General features: G+C 65.4%; 8 protein-coding genes and 2 pseudogenes. 6 read left to right on the top strand and 4 right to left on the bottom strand.

The genetic code is table 11. The features are described from left to right. Positions 1–27: 27 nt before the first annotated feature. From BJF86_RS16925 to wecB, 3 genes and pseudogenes are all read left to right on the top strand, one after another. A pseudogene (locus BJF86_RS16925) lies at positions 28–588 on the top strand (glycosyltransferase); the annotation flags it as partial. Further along, on the top strand, positions 585–2,375 hold the full coding sequence (locus BJF86_RS08120; RefSeq protein ID WP_075818026.1) for a glycosyltransferase family 4 protein: 1,791 nt from the start codon (positions 585–587) through the stop codon (positions 2,373–2,375). The pseudogene BJF86_RS16925 and the gene BJF86_RS08120, both read left to right, overlap by 4 nt. A 14-nt stretch (positions 2,376–2,389) precedes the next feature. Further along, entirely contained in the window at positions 2,390–3,538 is a 1,149-nt protein-coding gene (wecB, locus tag BJF86_RS08115) for a non-hydrolyzing UDP-N-acetylglucosamine 2-epimerase (protein ID WP_075818304.1), read from the top strand. Here the strand turns inward: wecB and BJF86_RS08110 are convergent. Then, positions 3,535–7,512 (bottom strand): glycosyltransferase, encoded by a 3,978-nt coding sequence (locus tag BJF86_RS08110; protein ID WP_075818024.1) that lies wholly within the window; start codon positions 7,510–7,512, stop codon positions 3,535–3,537. The two genes, wecB and BJF86_RS08110, sit on opposite strands and share 4 nt — an antisense overlap. Positions 7,513–7,795: 283 nt before the next feature. Between BJF86_RS08110 and BJF86_RS08105 the strand changes: the two genes are divergently transcribed. The 3 genes from BJF86_RS08105 to BJF86_RS08095 are packed head-to-tail and all read left to right on the top strand — an operon-like array spanning position 7,796 to position 11,068. Next, on the top strand, positions 7,796–8,500 hold the full coding sequence (locus BJF86_RS08105; RefSeq protein WP_158068395.1) for an ABC transporter permease: 705 nt from the start codon (positions 7,796–7,798) through the stop codon (positions 8,498–8,500). After that, entirely contained in the window at positions 8,493–9,362 is an 870-nt protein-coding gene (locus BJF86_RS08100; protein ID WP_237768136.1) for an ABC transporter ATP-binding protein, read from the top strand. The genes BJF86_RS08105 and BJF86_RS08100 overlap by 8 nt, the downstream gene beginning before the upstream one ends. Next, positions 9,359–11,068: a DUF6270 domain-containing protein gene (locus tag BJF86_RS08095; RefSeq protein ID WP_075818017.1), complete on the top strand. Its 1,710-nt coding sequence runs from the start codon at positions 9,359–9,361 to the stop codon at positions 11,066–11,068. The genes BJF86_RS08100 and BJF86_RS08095 overlap by 4 nt, the downstream gene beginning before the upstream one ends. 322 nt (positions 11,069–11,390) lie before the next feature. Here BJF86_RS08095 and BJF86_RS19785 read toward each other — a convergent pair. The 3 genes and pseudogenes from BJF86_RS19785 to BJF86_RS08085 form a co-directional block, all read right to left on the bottom strand. Continuing rightward, positions 11,391–11,552: pseudogene (locus tag BJF86_RS19785) on the bottom strand (ISL3 family transposase); the annotation flags it as partial. Between the two features lie 818 nt (positions 11,553–12,370). Next, positions 12,371–13,615 (bottom strand): hypothetical protein, encoded by a 1,245-nt coding sequence (locus BJF86_RS17490; RefSeq protein WP_143553755.1) that lies wholly within the window; start codon positions 13,613–13,615, stop codon positions 12,371–12,373. Between the two features lie 276 nt (positions 13,616–13,891). Next, positions 13,892–15,583, bottom strand: a complete 1,692-nt coding sequence (locus BJF86_RS08085; RefSeq protein ID WP_143553754.1) for a heparinase II/III domain-containing protein — start codon at positions 15,581–15,583, stop codon at positions 13,892–13,894. Positions 15,584–15,601 lie beyond the last annotated feature (18 nt).

The following is a 15,601-nucleotide window of genomic DNA, read 5'->3' as shown; positions in this document are numbered from 1 at the left end:
CGGCGACCCGCCCGCGCGCGCTCCCGCCAGCTGCGCGTGATCTACGTCGGCACGGTCGGCCGGGCGCAGGGCCTGGAGACATCCGTGCGGGCGGCGCACCTCGCCCGGCAGGCGGGCGTGGACGTCGTCCTGCGCGTGGTCGGGACCGGGGCCCGGTTCGCCCCGGTCCGGCACCTGGTGCGCGAGCTGCAGGCCCCGGTCGAGCTCGTCGGCCCGGTCCCCCGCGAGGAGGTGGCCGAGCACTACGCGTGGTGCGACACCTTCCTCATGAGCCTGCGCGACTGGCCGGGCCTGTGCCGGACCGTCCCGTCCAAGCTCTACGAGGCGCTTGCCCTGGGGTTGCACGTCTCGGCGTCCGTCGCCGGGGAGGCCGCCGAGATCGTGGAGCGCACCGGCGCGGGCTTCGCCGTGCCGCCGGAGGACGCCGAGGCGCTGGCGGCTGCCTGGCAGGAGCTCGCGGCGCGGGGGCCCTCCCCCGACCGGCCGCGGATGCGTGCGTGGCTGGAGGAGCACGCGACGGAGTCCGGCGCGTCGGCCCGGCTGATGGAGGCGCTGGCGTCGCTGACCCGGCAGCGGGTTCCGGCATGAGGCCGCTGCACCTGTGGCGCCGCGCCCGGCACCTCGGCGCCGCGGGCGTGACCCTCGTCGCCATGGCCGCGGACGACCCGGCCTGGCTGACGGTGCAGGCGGGCCGACGCATCCCCCACCGGCTGCGCGGCGCGGTGGGCCGGCTCGCGACGCGCGGCGACAGCCCGGCTGCGCACGCGGTGTGGGGCGAGCTCCTGCTCGACCGGCCGGAGCGGGCCCGGGAGCGGCTGGCCCGGCAGCGCAGGTCCGGGCCGCTCTCGCGCGCGCTCGCTGTGCACGCGGGCGCGGAGCCGACCGGTGACGCCGCCGGTGGCGCGTTGGCTCGATGGTCCTGGCTCGTGGGCGACCTGGAGCGGACGCAGGCGCTGGTGGACTCGGGCCGGGTGCCGGAGCGCCTCGCCGCGAAGCTGTCCGGTGACGTCGAGGCGCTGCGCCCCGGGCCGCGCCCGGTCCCCTCCGCGCCGCCACGCGACTGGGCGTCGCGGGGTGAGGAGCACCGGGTGGTCCACGTGCTCACCAACTCGTTGCCGTGGACGCGCTCGGGGTATACCCATCGCACGCAGGCGGTGCTGCGCGCCCAGCAGGAGGCCGGGATCGAGGTCACCGCCGTGACGCGGCCGGCCTACCCGGTGTCCATCGGGCGGGTCCTCAGCGACGACGTGGACCTCGTCGACGGGGTGGCCTACCGCCGGGTCGTGCCGACGCTGCTCCCACCCGGCGAGGCGGGTCGCATCGACACCTGGGCCACGGAGCTGGTCCGTGTCGCCCGGGAGCACCGGGCCACCCACCTGCACTCGACCACGCACTACCCCAACGCGCTGGCCGCCCAGGCCGCGGCCCGCGCGCTCGACCTGCCCTGGGTGCACGAGGTGCGCGGCCAGCTGGAGCGCACCTGGGCCTCGGCACGGCGTCGCGCCGGTGACCCTGCGCCCTACGCGAGCAGCAGGTTCGTCGCGTGGCGCGCCCGGGAGGCCGAGCTGGCGGCCGCCGCCGACCACGTCGTGACCATCAGCGAGACCATGCGCGCCGACCTCGTCCGGCGGGGCGTCGAGCCGGGCCGGGTGAGCGTCGTCCCCAACGGCATCGACGCCTCCCTCCTGCAGCGCGACATCACGCCGGAGCGGGCCCGTGGTGTGCTCGGGCTGCCCGGCTCGGGGCTGTGGGTAGGTGCCGTGTCCTCGGTCGTGCACTACGAGGGGTTGACGGACCTCGTGGAGGCGGTGGCGCTGCTGCGCGCCCAGGGGGTGGACGTGCGAGGCGCGGTCGTCGGCGACGGCGTGGCCTGGCCGGACCTGAGCCGCCGGGTGGCTGAGCTCGACCTCGAGGGGGCGTTCCTCCTCCCCGGCCGGCTCGACCGCGACGACGCCCTGCGTTGGCTCGACGCCCTCGACGTGGTGGTGGTGCCGCGGGAGGACCACGAGGTGACCCGGCTGGTGCCGCCGCTCAAGGTGGTCGAGGCCATGGGCGCGGGCCGCCCCGTCATCGCCTCGGACCTGCCGGCGCTGGCCGAGATCGTGGTGCCCGGGGAGACCGGGGTCCTCGCCCCGCCCGGAGCACCGGCCGCGCTCGCGGAGGCGGTCGACAGTCTGTTGCGGGACGAGGACCGCCGCCAGGAACTCGCGGCCCGCGGTCGAGTCCTGGCTGCCGACCGGACCTGGGGGGCGCTCGCCGAGAACTACCGAGAGGTGTACGCCCTGTGCACCCGTCATGTCGAGACAACCGCAGACCACCGCGCACGTCCGCGTGCGACCGGTGGGCTGGACCACCACCCAGAGAGGCATTCGTGAGCACCAAGACTGTGATGACCGTGTACGGCACTCGACCTGAGGCGATCAAGGTCGCTCCTGTCGTCAAGGCGATCGGGGCGAATGGTGACCTGAGCTCGGTCACCGTCGTGACCGGGCAGCACCGCGAGATGCTCGACCAGGTCAACGAGGTCTTCGGTATCACCCCGGACCACGACCTCGACGTCTTCGCCCACGGCCAGACGCTCAACGTGCTCATGGCCAGGGTGTTCTGCGGCCTGGACCCGGTGCTCGAGGACCAGCGACCGGACGCCCTGCTCGTGCAGGGTGACACCTCGACGGTGGCCGCCGCCTCCATCGCCGCCTTCTACCGACAGATCCCCGTGGTCCACCTGGAGGCCGGACTGCGCAGCGGCAACATCCTGTCGCCCTTCCCCGAGGAGGCGAACCGCAAGATCACCACGCAGGTCGCACGACTCCATCTCGCACCGACAGCCACCTCGAAGGCCAATCTCCTCGCCGAGAACGTCGATCCGGACACCGTCGCGGTCACCGGCAACACCGTCATCGACGCGCTGCTGCACACCGTCGGGGAACACATCCCCTTCTCCGACCCACGCCTCCGGGACATCGAGGACTCCGGGCGTCGCGTGCTGCTCGTGACGACCCATCGTCGCGAGAACTGGGGGGGTGCCATGGAGGGGGTCGGCCGGGCGCTGCGGCGACTCGCGGAGCGCTACCCCGACACCGCCATCATCATGCCGGCGCACCGCAACCCCATCGTCCGGGAGGCGATCCTGCCCCAGGTCGAGAACCTCGACAACGTCCTAGTCACCGAGCCAATGCCCTACGGCGAGTTCACGCGTCTCATGAGCCTGGCGACGGTCGTCCTCACGGACTCCGGCGGCGTGCAGGAGGAGGCGCCATCGCTCGGCAAACCGGTGCTGGTCATGCGTGAGAACACCGAGCGTCCCGAGGCGGTGGAAGCCGGCACCGTGCGGCTCATCGGTACGGACGAGGAGCGCATCGTCGATCAGGTCAGCACCCTCTTCGACGACAGCTCTGCCTTCGAGTCCATGGCACGCGCCGTGAACCCCTACGGCGACGGCAAGGCGGCTGGACGATGCGTCGCAGCGATCAAGCAGATGTTCGGATCGGGTGAGCGCCTGCCGGACTTCGATGCGAGTCAGCAGCGTTGGAACTAGGAACGCGACAGTCGCAGCTCCGTCTGTGCGCCTCCGCGTGTCCTGACGTCGAAGCCGACACCGAGGGACCAGGCCGGCTCCAGCTCGCCCTCCTGGCGTGAACGCCACCCGCGCAAAGGTGACTCCTGACCACGGGCCGGCGCGATCAGCCGCGCGTTGCTCGAGACCTGGAGAGAATCACCCGACGGCAGTCCGAAGAGAGCACCGCTCTCCGACACATCGATCAGTTCGAGCGCTCCGTCGAGGAGGAACCACGCCACGGCTTCACGCTGGTCGTCGATCTGCGAATGCACCGAGTCGAGCACGATGAGTCTTCGCCCCGGCACCAGGTTGAGCTTTCGGCGATGGGTGTAGTCGGCATAAGGCGCCCGGGCGACGATCGTGAAGGCTGTCCCTTCACGTTCCGCCGACACGAGAGCTGAGCCGAACGGCGGCCGCCGGCGGTCCTGGATGTTCCCGTCGAGTTCCAGCGAGTTGTGGGCTCGCGTCGACTCGACGTGTTGACGACGGGCATCCGCGTAGTAGAAACCCTGCGAGCGCAGGGGATCGTCAGGTGGGAGCAGCTGGCCGTAGCCGAAGCGGCCACCATCGACGCAGATCTCCTGACCCCGGTCGAACCACACGAAGGAGAGGTCGTCCGCGTGCTTGTGAGCACGCGAGTGAAAGCCTGCCTGCACAGCGAGGTAGGACGACTCCGACCTCTTCCCGGGTTCATGCGGCTGCGGGCTCCGGACGAAGACGTACCCGCTGTCAGGCAGCGACAGCAGCTCGGCGTCCTCCGGACTCCCCTCACCCCCGTCCGTGGCGATCCACAGCGTGTGCTCGTCACCCATGGCATGGGCACGCTTAAGTCGGCGCGACGGCGAGTCACCCATCGTGACGATCGTGCCGTCCGGCTGGGTCATCCACCCGAGGACGTTCGCCGCCCTACCGATCCGGGACCGCAGTTCCTCGTCCTCGATGAGTCCGTCCCGCACGGCCGCGTGGAAAGAACCCAGGAGCATGCGGTGGTAGTCGGGCGAGTGCTCGAGATGACCGCCGTCGTCGGCGAACTGGCTCCGGACGAGGAGCGACATGCGTTCCCTCGCCTGGGCCACCACCTCGTCGTGGTCCGGCAGGCCGGGAAGGTACTTCTCGAGGTGCAGCTGGGCGGCAGCCGTGTAGAAGCCGTGGTTGGTCCGATCGGTGAAGGCGTCGTCCTCGCGCAGCTTGTCCCGGTCGTGCAGGATCAGCTCGACCACGACCGGCAGGATTGCCCGAGTGGTCTCGTGCGCAGCAAGCGCCCGGAGCACCAGCAGGAGGCGCGGCGCGCGGAGCGCGAGTGCCATGTCGTAGTACGCCATCGACTCATCTGGCTCCTCGGAGGCCCGCCGAGCGTCACGGGCAGCGACCCAGTCGAGGACCACGGTGGCGAGGTAGCGGGCTTGATCCACGCTCAAATTCTCGTTCAGGAGCATGAAGGAGTCGACGAACTCCCACGAGTGGAGGTGGAAGGCCCAGGACCTGTCGATCCTGGCATAGCTGGACCAGTCGCTGATCTCATGGAGCTTGACCGGCGGCCGCCCGTGTAGAACCCAGCCGTCGGACATGACATCGCTCAGTGCGCCTGGCGAGGCATCGGGCCGGAACCAGCCAGCCCTGGGCGCGGGAGTCTCGAGCAGCGGGCGGAGCACGTCGTCCGGATCGATCTCTCGTCGACTCAGCTGCATCTCCGCCTCGAGGATCTGGCTGGCCGCCCACGATGCCCCCAGCTCCTGGTAGAGACTCAAGGCGCTGTGCGCGTTGGCCTCCCAGCTGCGCTCCTGCAACACCCACTCCCGACCACGACGACCGAGGTCTCGTCGACGTCCTTCGTCGTCGAGCAGGCTCTGCAGCCGCCGGCGGAGGTCGACCGCGTCGCCCGCCCTGAAGGTGTCGACTGCTCCGCTCTGGTCGGCGATCTCTTGAAGGGCGTGGACATCCGACATGACGACCGCCTTGGCGGAAGCCAACGCTTCAAAAGGTTTGAGCGGCGTCACCAACTGGGTGACGGGCGTCGCGCGGCGCGGTACGACGAAGATGTCGATCAGCGAGTAGTAGCGCTGCACCTCCTCGTGCGGCACCCGCCCGGTGATAATCACGGAGGCGTCGCTGCCCTCCGCGCGAAGACGGAACTGGTCGAGCACGGGCCCGTCACCCACCAGCAGCAGATGAACCCTGGCCCCTGGTCGGTCAGCAGGTGCGCGCAGACCGCGCATCGCATCGATGAGCAGGTCCACCCCCTCGTACTCGACCATCGAGCTGACGTACCCGACGACGACGTCATCGGGCGAGATGCCGAACTCCTCCGCCGTCACGCGGTCAGGATCCTTCGGCGCGAACGCTTCCGGGTCCACGGCATTGGGCAGCAGTTTGACTCGGGAGAGCTGGGCAGCATGACCATGCTCCCGCTCGATGTGCTCCTGCATCACCGTCGCCAAGGTCACGACCGCGTCGGCCGAGGCCCGGACCCGCTTCTCCGCCTGCCGCCGGAGCGTGTAGGCCTCGGGGAGACCGATCGGCGCCAGCGCCGACTCGGGCTCCGGGCCTAGGCCCAGCAAGTCTCCCGTCCGCGACAGCCAGGACTCCTCCCAGAAGCCCCGGCTCTCGTACACGACCGGTATCCCTCGGGCACGCCCGACGGCCACCGCCGCTGCACCGTTGAGGAAGTCGGAATGCGCGTGGATCACACTGGGACGCTGCTGCGCCACGAGGCGGTCGAGGGCAGCGACATATCCCTCGAGCCAGACATCCAGCGGGGCGCCGCCTCTCGTCGGGCCGGCGAGTGCCACTCGGGGTATGCCGTCGTGCTCGGTCTCGACGTCGGTCTCGTGCTCGATCTCGTCACCACCGGGTTGGACCGCGACGATAGCGGGTATACCGAGCGCGAACTGGGCCTGCACGGTGTAGGCAGTACGCAGCGTGTAACCGGTCTGGGTCACCGGCAGCGCCTTGCCGACCAGATGGATCACCGGCCCGGTGTTATCGTAGAAGCTGTGATCCGCGGAGGGACTCCACGTGGGCACCGGTGACGTGAAGACGGTCAGGTCCGCGCTGATCTGACGACGGACCTCTTCATCTCGGTCATTACCCGATGCCTGGTGCATGGCGGCGGCGACCTGCTCCTGCAGTCCCCAATAGCCCGCGGTCCGCAGCAGTCGGAAGAGTGCCCTCATCTGCGTCAGGTTGATGTCTCTGAGGAGGTCCGACCGTCGCGCGAGGGCGACGAGCGCCAGCACTCTCTTGTCCTCAATGAGTCGGGGCACGAGGTCTCGGCTCTCGGTGGGGGTGAGGATCCGGCTGGGGTCACGGCCGGACATGACCATCTGCTCGAGCAGGCCGCTCGTGAGTTCCTCGACCCGCGCGACGACGTCGGGGAGCGCCGCGTTCGCCTCCTCACCCGCCCGGACCTTGCGTCGCAGCACGACACCGTCACGCCTGAGCCGGTCCAGCGCCTCGTCCGTCGCCGTCCGATGGGCGCTCAGATCATCCGTGCTGGCCGTCAGCGTGGCCACTCCGTTCGCCAGCTCCTCCGTGCGAGCGCCAGCCATCTCCAAGCCGGTCGTCAGGCTCTCCATGCCTCCACGCAGGTCGTCGTCGCGCCCCTGCAGCGCTTCCAACCACGCCCGATGGACCCTCGCGCGCTCATCCACCCGTGCCCGCAGACGCTCACCAGCGTCAGCCTGGCCACGCAGCAGCGTCAGCTGTGCCTCCATCGACGTGAGCTCTACGGTGAGGGACTCGACACGATCGCGCAGTTGCTTCCTTTCGGCGCGCAACGCAGCCCGCAATCGTCGCCCGAGGCGTAGCGCCACGACCCCGGCGACCAGCAGACCGAGCACCACGATGGTCAGCCAGATCCAGATCAGGACGGGGGTCACGATCGCCAGGAGCAGGCCGAGCAGCGCGACCGCTAGTCCCGCCATGCCGAGGAGAACGGGGGGCCGGAGGCGCATGGGGACCTTTCGTCGACGGGCCGTGGCGGCAATCCGGGTAGCCTAGTTCAACCTGCCCCGCCGGGCGGCCGGACACGGGACCCCGTGGAGCACCGGGGCGCAGTCGAGTTCGGAGGGCACGCAGGTTCACATGACAAGCACACGACCGCGTACTCCGGTGGCCAGGCCGCTGCTGCCGGTCGGTCGGCGGCCGGGGCTGGGTGACTACCTTCATCAGCTGTGGGCACGTCGACACTTCATCGTGGCCGACTCCCGGGCGAGAGCCTACTCAGGTAACCGGGACATGCTCCTCGGCAATCTCTGGCTGGTCGGCGTGCCGATCCTGCAGGGGGTCGTCTACTACGTCATCTTCGCCCTCGTCCTCCAGACCGACCGGGGGATCGACAACTTCACCGGCTTCCTCCTCATCGGTATCTTCCTCTTCCGCCACACGACCAGCTGTGTCACGCAGGGCATGACCGTGATGAGCGCGAGCCGTGGGCTCATCACCTCCTTCACGTTCCCTCGGGCAGCGATCCCGCTGTCCTTGCTGCTGCGCGAGACCTTGTCGATGGTCCCGGTGCTGGCCACGCTCGCGCTCCTGCTGCTGACCGTGCCGCCCGGCACGGACATCACGTGGACGTGGCTTCTCTTCCCGCCCATCTTCGCGCTGCACACGCTCTTCGTCGCCGGTCTGGTGCTCTACGCCGGCCGCCTCGGTGACGCGATCCCCGACCTGCGCCACCTCGTGAGCTTCCTCACCCGGTTCTGGTTCTATGCCTCGGGTGTCTTCTTCTCGATCGACCGGTTCGTCGATGGTGGGGTGTGGCTCGCGGTCATGAAGAACAACCCCATGTACATCGTTCTCGACATGTCGAGGGACGTCCTGATCTACGACACCGTGCCCCCGCTCGAAAACTGGGCGCTGCTGCTGGTGTGGGCGACGATCACTCCCGTTCTGGGATTCTGGTACTTCTGGCAGGGGGAGGAGGGGTATGGCCATGAGTGACGCGACGGTGCTCGTGGACGGGGTCTCGAGGACGTTCGAGACAGCTGTCCGACAGGATCACGCCACCAAGGGGCGCGGCAGGCTGGCGCGAGTCCTGCGCCCCGTCACGACAGTCTCGGTACACGCCCTGCGATCCGTCTCCTTCGTCGCGCACGGTGGCGAGTCGATCGGCATCGTCGGCACCAACGGCTCGGGCAAGAGCACGCTGCTGCGTCTTATCGCCGGGCTCGACCAGCCTTCACGGGGTGAGGTGCGTGCGGTCTCGCAGCCTGTGCTGCTGGGGGTGCACGCCGCCCTGCAGCAAGACCTCACCGGCCTCGAGAACGCCCGCCTCGGCCTGCTCGCGCTCGGATTCACACCCGCCAGGGTGATCGAGACGCTACCCCGGGTCCTCGAGATCGCTGGCATCGGGGATGCCATCCGCAGGCCCATCCGCACCTACTCCTCCGGCATGGGTGGTCGGTTGCGCTTCGCCATCGCCGCGGCGGCCGAGCCGGAGATCCTCCTGCTCGACGAAGTCCTGTCGACCGGTGACGCGGCATCGGTGGAGCGCGCCGAGGCGCGGATGAACGAGGTGCGCGCGCGGGCCGGCACGGTCTTCCTCGTCTCGCACGCCGCGAAGACCATCGAGGAGACCTGCAGCCGGGCGCTGTGGTTGCATGAGGGAGCACTCATCCAGGACGGGCCCGCGCCGGAGACCGCGGAGGCCTACCGATGGTGGGCCTGGAACCAGGCCAAGGGCAAGCGCGAGATCGCCGACGACCTACTCGCACGTGCGAGGGGCGCCCGCACCGGGGTCGAGGCCGCCGAAGACGAGGCCGCAGGGCTGCGGAGCGCCCGAGAGAGCGAGAACAAGCTGTGACCGTCCGAACCTTCATCTACGGCAGCTGCGTGTCACGCGACACCTTCGAGCGGCTGCCGCGTGACTTCGAGCTCCTGGGATACGTCGCCCGGCAGTCGCTCGTCAGCGCCTTCACCCCGTCGACCACACGGACACTCCCCACCGCTGACACCCGCTCGGACTTCCAGCGTCGCATGATCACCAACGACTGGGAGAGCTCGCTCGAGCGGCAGCTCCGGGAGCACGCCGATCGCGTCGACCTGCTGCTGTGGGACCTGTGCGACGAGCGGGTCGGCCTGCGCCGGTTGGAGCGCCTGAGCAGACGGCCGACCATGCATGCGTGGGCGACGCGGTCGGTCGACAGCATCCGGGCCGGCGTCGACGCCGAGCTCGAGGAGTTCCGGCTCGTGCCTTTCGCCTCCGGGCGCCACAGGGTGCTCTTCCTGCACGCGCTCCGCCGCTTCGGGACGCTCCTGGACGAGCTGGGCCTTCGTCAGCGCACGCTCCTGCTCGCCCCGGCGTGGGCGACCCATACCAGCGAGGGCAGCCGGGTCCCGACGTCCTTCGGGCTCGATCCCGCGCGCGCGAACCGGCTTTTCCATGACTATCACAGCACTGCGTCGCAGATCACCGGTGTCGATCTCGTAACGATCCACGACGTGGCCGCGGACCCACACCATGCCTGGGGCCCGGCCCCCTTTCACTACACAGATAGTGTTTACAACGACCTGAGCCGACGGATCGTTGAAGCGGCGGTCTCCATCTCATCTCATCGCCAACCCGAGACTCATCGCCCCAGCCCTACCCCACATGTCGGGTCCGGAGGTGTCCAGCCTGACGCGAGTGTCCCTACCAGCCAGCAGGAAACTGTCGATGACCTCGTGCACCGCTTGGTTCACGAGCCAGCATCCCTGTGGTCGGGCGAGCGCGTGCAAATGGCGGCACGCCAGCAGAAGATGGTGGAAAAATTCCGGACTCGCAACGGACTACGTGATCTCGAAGAGGTTTATGAGACGCTGATGGCCTGGGCACGCGAGCGGGCAACCAACCGCCCGATGACCTATTTTGTAGTGAACCCAGGCAGTGCGGGATCACACTGGCTGCAGGAAATGATGGCGGACGCAGGCAATATGAATCCTTGCGGAGACGTTTATCTCCCTCCCGCATTCATGACCGCCGGGGCCTCACTCGGCGATACTCCTCGTGGCCTCCTCTTCGATGCAAGCCATCTGCTGCAGGCATACCGGCCAATAGATCAATCCCTCAAACTTCCACTTATCAACACTGCGCATATCCGCGGTTGGGGACAGCACCAACTGATGCCAGACCCGAGGCGGTTGATATTACTGTCTCGTGACCCACTTGACGTCGTCATATCCCGAACCTTTCGGAAACCAGACTACCGCGCCCAGCAGTTCAGCAAAGAAGATGACTTCACATATCTGCAGCGCAATATTCAATTTGTCAAGAACTTCTATGAACGAGGCAAGAATTCAACCCCTGATGCCATAGTTAGATACGAAGACCTTCGGCGTGACCCCCGCACACAGATCACCAAGCTTGGCCAAACTCTCGGTGTCCCTTTCGCAGGCGAGCGGGCTCTAGACGTGGATGCACGCGGCGGCAGCAACAAATACACAGGGCCTCCAGTCGAAATTCCGGAATATCTGCGCACCGTGGCCATAAAAGAATTGTCTGAACTGCGTTCTCGACTCGACTACGCCTAAGCCGTTTGCAAAGCCCAGGGCGTACTCGGGGTCCGAGACCACCGGGCTGGCGGACCGCTGGGGCGACGTTGTGTTTGAGGTCGAGGAAGCCGAGGGCGAGCCCGCGCAGGTGCTTGAGTCGTCCGTTGACGGCTTCGATGGGAACGTTGCTGGTGCGGGTCTGGTCAGATTGGGCCAGGACGTCCTCGGCGCGCATGCCCGGGGTACGGCAGAGTCTGCGGAGTTCGACCAGCGGTGCCGGGACGCTGCCGGCGACGGCGTCGATGACCAACCCCGCATCGCCGGCCCTGGCACTGGGTACCGCGCAGGTCTTGCTGGGCCCGTGGCGGCATCCCCTCAGCGCCTTGCTGGCCAAGCGAACCCTGAGTGAGGGGTCCACCACCGACACCCCGTCCGGCAGCTCCTCTGTCAGGGCGGCCTTGAACCCGTCGACGCCGTCCATCAAGACGACCTCGATGCCATCCCGCCAGGCCTGGTCCAGCTCGGTGAGCCAGCCGTAGAACCCCCTTCTTGAAGCGGCCTTCGAGAATCACCACCGCCGGAAAGGACGATGCCGTCCCGCACAGGGGTGAAGTCGATGATCGCGGTCACGTACTTGTCTCCCTTGCTCATGTGTCGCCAAACGTCCTCATCGACCACGATCACTCGGACCCCATCAAGGCGGGCCAGGTGGTTGATAATCAGACGCTGGCATTTGGTCAAGACTGCCTCGTTCCCTGCGTTGCAGACCACTGTGAGTCCTTCGACGACGCGGGCCCTCGACAAGGGGCCGACCACGATCCTCACCAGGCCCCAACCCAGGCCGGCGTGAGAGGCTTCGCCCGCAGCTCAGCCGCCAGAGTGCTGTCTTGACGCCAGCCTCGCGAGCAAACGGCGCACCGGTGGCGCCAGTCGTGAGATTCGACAACCCAGCACCCGAGCCCAGCACGGTGCCGCTGGAGCAGCGTCCGGCCCACAGGTTGAGGTTCTAGGGCCAATGACGGAAGTCAGGTCGGGCGCGTGAAGATGGCGCGGGCAGTAAAGGACCTTCGGAAGGCTAGCGAAGGAACGTCCATCATCGGAAGAGCTCGACACCTACCGCCTACCGACGCACCCGCTCCCCGCCCCCACCCTCATCTATGACAGGACCCGAATGACACTCCCAGGCTGATTGACTCCGAACTAACCCGTCAATCCCCTCAGGGCCAGCTCTCACCTCCGACAGCCCATCCCCTCAGAAATGCCTACCCTTGGTCATCGCGCGCGCCGTAAAGTTCTCTTCCCATGTAGTCCGGATCGGTATTTGCATGCCGGGCCTATCATTCAATCCTGCCCAGAGATGCGACGATCGCTCGATGCATACGCCAACGCATTCTGATCCACCGTCCACGCCTGGGGAAGCGAAAATCCTGCACAAACATACTGCTGCACATCAGCCAGAAACCGCCTCGCTCCATCGCTCCTGTTGACAATCACACTGCCAGCCGTGTAGCGGCGCCATGGAGACAAGCTGGACACACCTCGCGATCGGTCACTTGAATATACTGGCTTCTCCTTCCGTGATCTCATATACGCAGACGGATCCTTCGTGAACATGAGGTCAGCGTCAGCAAGATACATCTGCGCACGGTGAGCAAACAATTCACTTGCCGCAAAAAACCGGGCGGACGCGAAGAAAGCTCGCCGATCTCTCACCACCGCAGGAGTCGCCAGCGACCACGTGCTCACGTTCTCTGGAACAGGCAACAGATTGAACTTGGCAAGACTTCTGGCGAGCCGCTCGCCTTCTTCAGCCAAACGGGCGGCATCTTCAGGGGAACAACATAGGACGAGATCAAAATCCAGATGCGGCAGCTGCTGTGCCATTGCATAAAACTGAATCCCATACACTCGAAAGAATTTCTCGTCCATTGCCACCAACAGTGAGGCATCGGATCTAACACCCCGGTTTTCACCTGCCTCAACAAACCCCCCGACAACTTCGCTTCTTGCCTCCTCCAATTCAGCCATGTCAACCATAGGCTCAGAAAAGTACGACCGTGCGCCTGAGTCAACAAAAAACCTGCCAACCAAGTCCTCTGAGTCACGCGCCAAGGCTTCAGCGAATGTCTCCGCCGCCTCGTTTCGATCCCGCAAACTCTGCAGCTTTCCGAGCAATACGAGATGCGCCACCTGCTCTGGCTCGTTATCGCAGTCTCTTAACCTAATCAACCTCTCAAGAGCCGACGTCGGGTCTCCCGACACAATTGCTGACTTAAGCTGATCTCGCAAGTAGAAGAATATCTCGGACTGCCTGGCAGCGTAGTAGAACCACGATCGATCCATGCGCCGCCGGTACTTTGAAAAGAACTGGTTAGAGCCGTTCAAGAAATCGTCAGACAGGCCGCCTTTGCGCTCTTCTGAGAATCCGCGGGCTATCCTCTTCACCGCCGCCTCCATGTTCGCAGACTCACGCAGCTCTAGAACATCTTTCGACGGCACCCTGTTGAGGCCATGTACATCTTGTGTCTTTAATTCTACTTTTGCCGGACGCACAACTCTTAGTTGTCGGTAAGGGATCGTGTCCACCCACACCTCGTCGCGCCTAATCTGAATCTTGAACTTCTTGGGGGAAACCTCTGCGATCGCTCTTCTTAGAGCCTTAGGATCAGCCTCTACCGGAACGCGGCTGTGCCCATCGGACAAAACGACTCGGGCTTTGCCCAAACCGGGGACGCTCGCAAGCACGTCACTTATCGCATGCTCTATAGTCGATTCTTTTTCTGTCATTCTATGCGGGACCCCCTCCCCAGACCCTTACTAGAGAACTTCTTGTGGGTTTCCTTAATCCTGCATTGTCTTGTTTCACTGCTCCTCCGCGCCTGCCCGATTCATAGACGCCGTCAAATTCCAACTGGTCCGCCCCCTGACGACCAAGCACGATACGTTCGCGTGCTCATCGACGTGACTTCGAACTATGCCTAATGGATTATCTCCCGGAGCGGAGAAAAGAAGAACCACCATGGGTGAGTCACTAGGTTGTCTGTTCTTGGCTTGTATTGAGGTGCCAGGCTCCAGCACTCCGTAGCGGGGAGCTATCCAGCCCCGGAGACGGTCCTCTCTAGCACGTGCAGCGCTCAGCGAGGGCGTCCGGCCCACCCAGGACATGTTCGCTTCCTTTGCCCCCTTGCTCAGGCTGAACCCTCTATCATGCCGTCGTACTTTGACTCCGTGGGAAATGAGCCAATGTTGAACGAGCGTAGTTTGCGATTCGCTTCGCGCGATGTCAGCAATAATCCAACAATCGGGGCCTCGGAAATACGTCACCGATCTCAACATTTCAGCGCCCTGGTACGCCGAGTCCGAGAACGAGAAGAAGTCCTGCGCCGAATCAAGCGAATAGGTCATTAATCTATACTCTTTGGATGCCGTGCGCACTACCGTTGATAGTGTTGCGACATTGTGCGAGGATCGCGCTTTCGTGTATTCTCGAATTTTGTTTTTTTGTTGATAGTTGTGAAAACCCGCATCGGTTAACCAAGCGGTTCCTCCTGAATAGATATGAACTGATCCACGGTCATCATGAGAGTGAGCCGCAAGATCTTTCCCGTACCTGATGACGGTGTGCGAGTGTTCAGGTCCTCTGTCTTCGCTCCAACCACTGCGCGTCGTAATGAACCCCCGATCAAAAACTAGTGCATTCTCTTCCGGCGCGCGACCCTTAATGCCTTGGGTGGCCACAAAATCTGACTGGTCGCTGAGGCCCTTCCTCACAAGACCTGAGGCTGAGTCACCGATCTGAGGAAGCATGCCGTTGGGCTGGGCAAAATGCGCTAGGGCGACTCCCGCTTTGTGGAGGCGTTCATCTACATTACTGGGAGGGGAGAATCCTTCTTTCTGGAAGCGCAGCCAAATTTGGGTCCACCATGAGAGGTTCATCTGATGGTAAGCGAATGAACCCTCGTCATTGATGCCTTGTTCATCGAACGACATGACAAACTGGCCGGCGGCCCGCTCGTAAGCGAGCTGCATGCCTTCTTGGTCACGCAGGAGTGCTGACACAACCAAGAGTCCAGCGTGCTGATGCATTGCATGGTTTCGCGCGGCAAGATTTGAGGTGTCGGCAAGCCAGTCTCGATGAGCGCGAAGAAGGGCTGGGTACCAGGGCTGATCATACATGAGATGAGCCCCCAAGGATAAGTTGATTGCGCGGTTTCCGTCCACCATGTCGCGCCAGGCCCATTCGGACACTGCGGTTTTTGGATCGGCATTTGCGTCAGCCCAGCTCTTGACGACCTCGACCCAGAATTTTCTTGCTTCCTCATTTCCTTCGGAGGCTAGGTGCCGCGCGCACTCCAGCCACCGAAGGGTGTGATGCTGAAACTGCCAGTTCCTGTCGCGAAATGGGTCCGCCGTCCAGTCCGTCAGACTCCCTCCGTTCCACTCAGCATGAGGTGGGAGGGCGAGGCGATTCTGTAGAAGAGCATCGAAGCGCGACTCAGCATCAGGCGGTCTCTTGTGGGCCGGCGCAAAGTCCTGTCTGTCGCAAACAGCCATGTCCAGGTCTCGCGTGTG

The organism is Serinicoccus sp. CNJ-927, assembly GCF_001942435.1.
In the GTDB taxonomy this organism is placed as follows: domain Bacteria; phylum Actinomycetota; class Actinomycetes; order Actinomycetales; family Dermatophilaceae; genus Ornithinicoccus; species Ornithinicoccus marinus.
The sequence above is the reverse complement of the archived record's forward strand: the minus strand, read 5'-3'. Positions and strand labels throughout refer to the sequence as shown.

What these genes read in the sequence shown, in the direction of transcription:
- wecB (WP_075818304.1), top strand. Translation starts at nt 2,390, where the DNA reads ATGACCGTGTACGGCACTCGACCTGAGGCGATCAAGGTCGCTCCTGTC.
- BJF86_RS08105 (WP_158068395.1), top strand. Translation starts at nt 7,796, where the DNA reads ATGCTCCTCGGCAATCTCTGGCTGGTCGGCGTGCCGATCCTGCAGGGG.
- BJF86_RS08100 (WP_237768136.1), top strand. Translation starts at nt 8,493, where the DNA reads ATGAGTGACGCGACGGTGCTCGTGGACGGGGTCTCGAGGACGTTCGAG.
- BJF86_RS08120 (WP_075818026.1), top strand. Translation starts at nt 585, where the DNA reads ATGAGGCCGCTGCACCTGTGGCGCCGCGCCCGGCACCTCGGCGCCGCG.
- BJF86_RS08110 (WP_075818024.1), bottom strand. Translation starts at nt 7,512, where the DNA reads ATGCGCCTCCGGCCCCCCGTTCTCCTCGGCATGGCGGGACTAGCGGTC.
- BJF86_RS08085 (WP_143553754.1), bottom strand. Translation starts at nt 15,583, where the DNA reads ATGGCTGTTTGCGACAGACAGGACTTTGCGCCGGCCCACAAGAGACCG.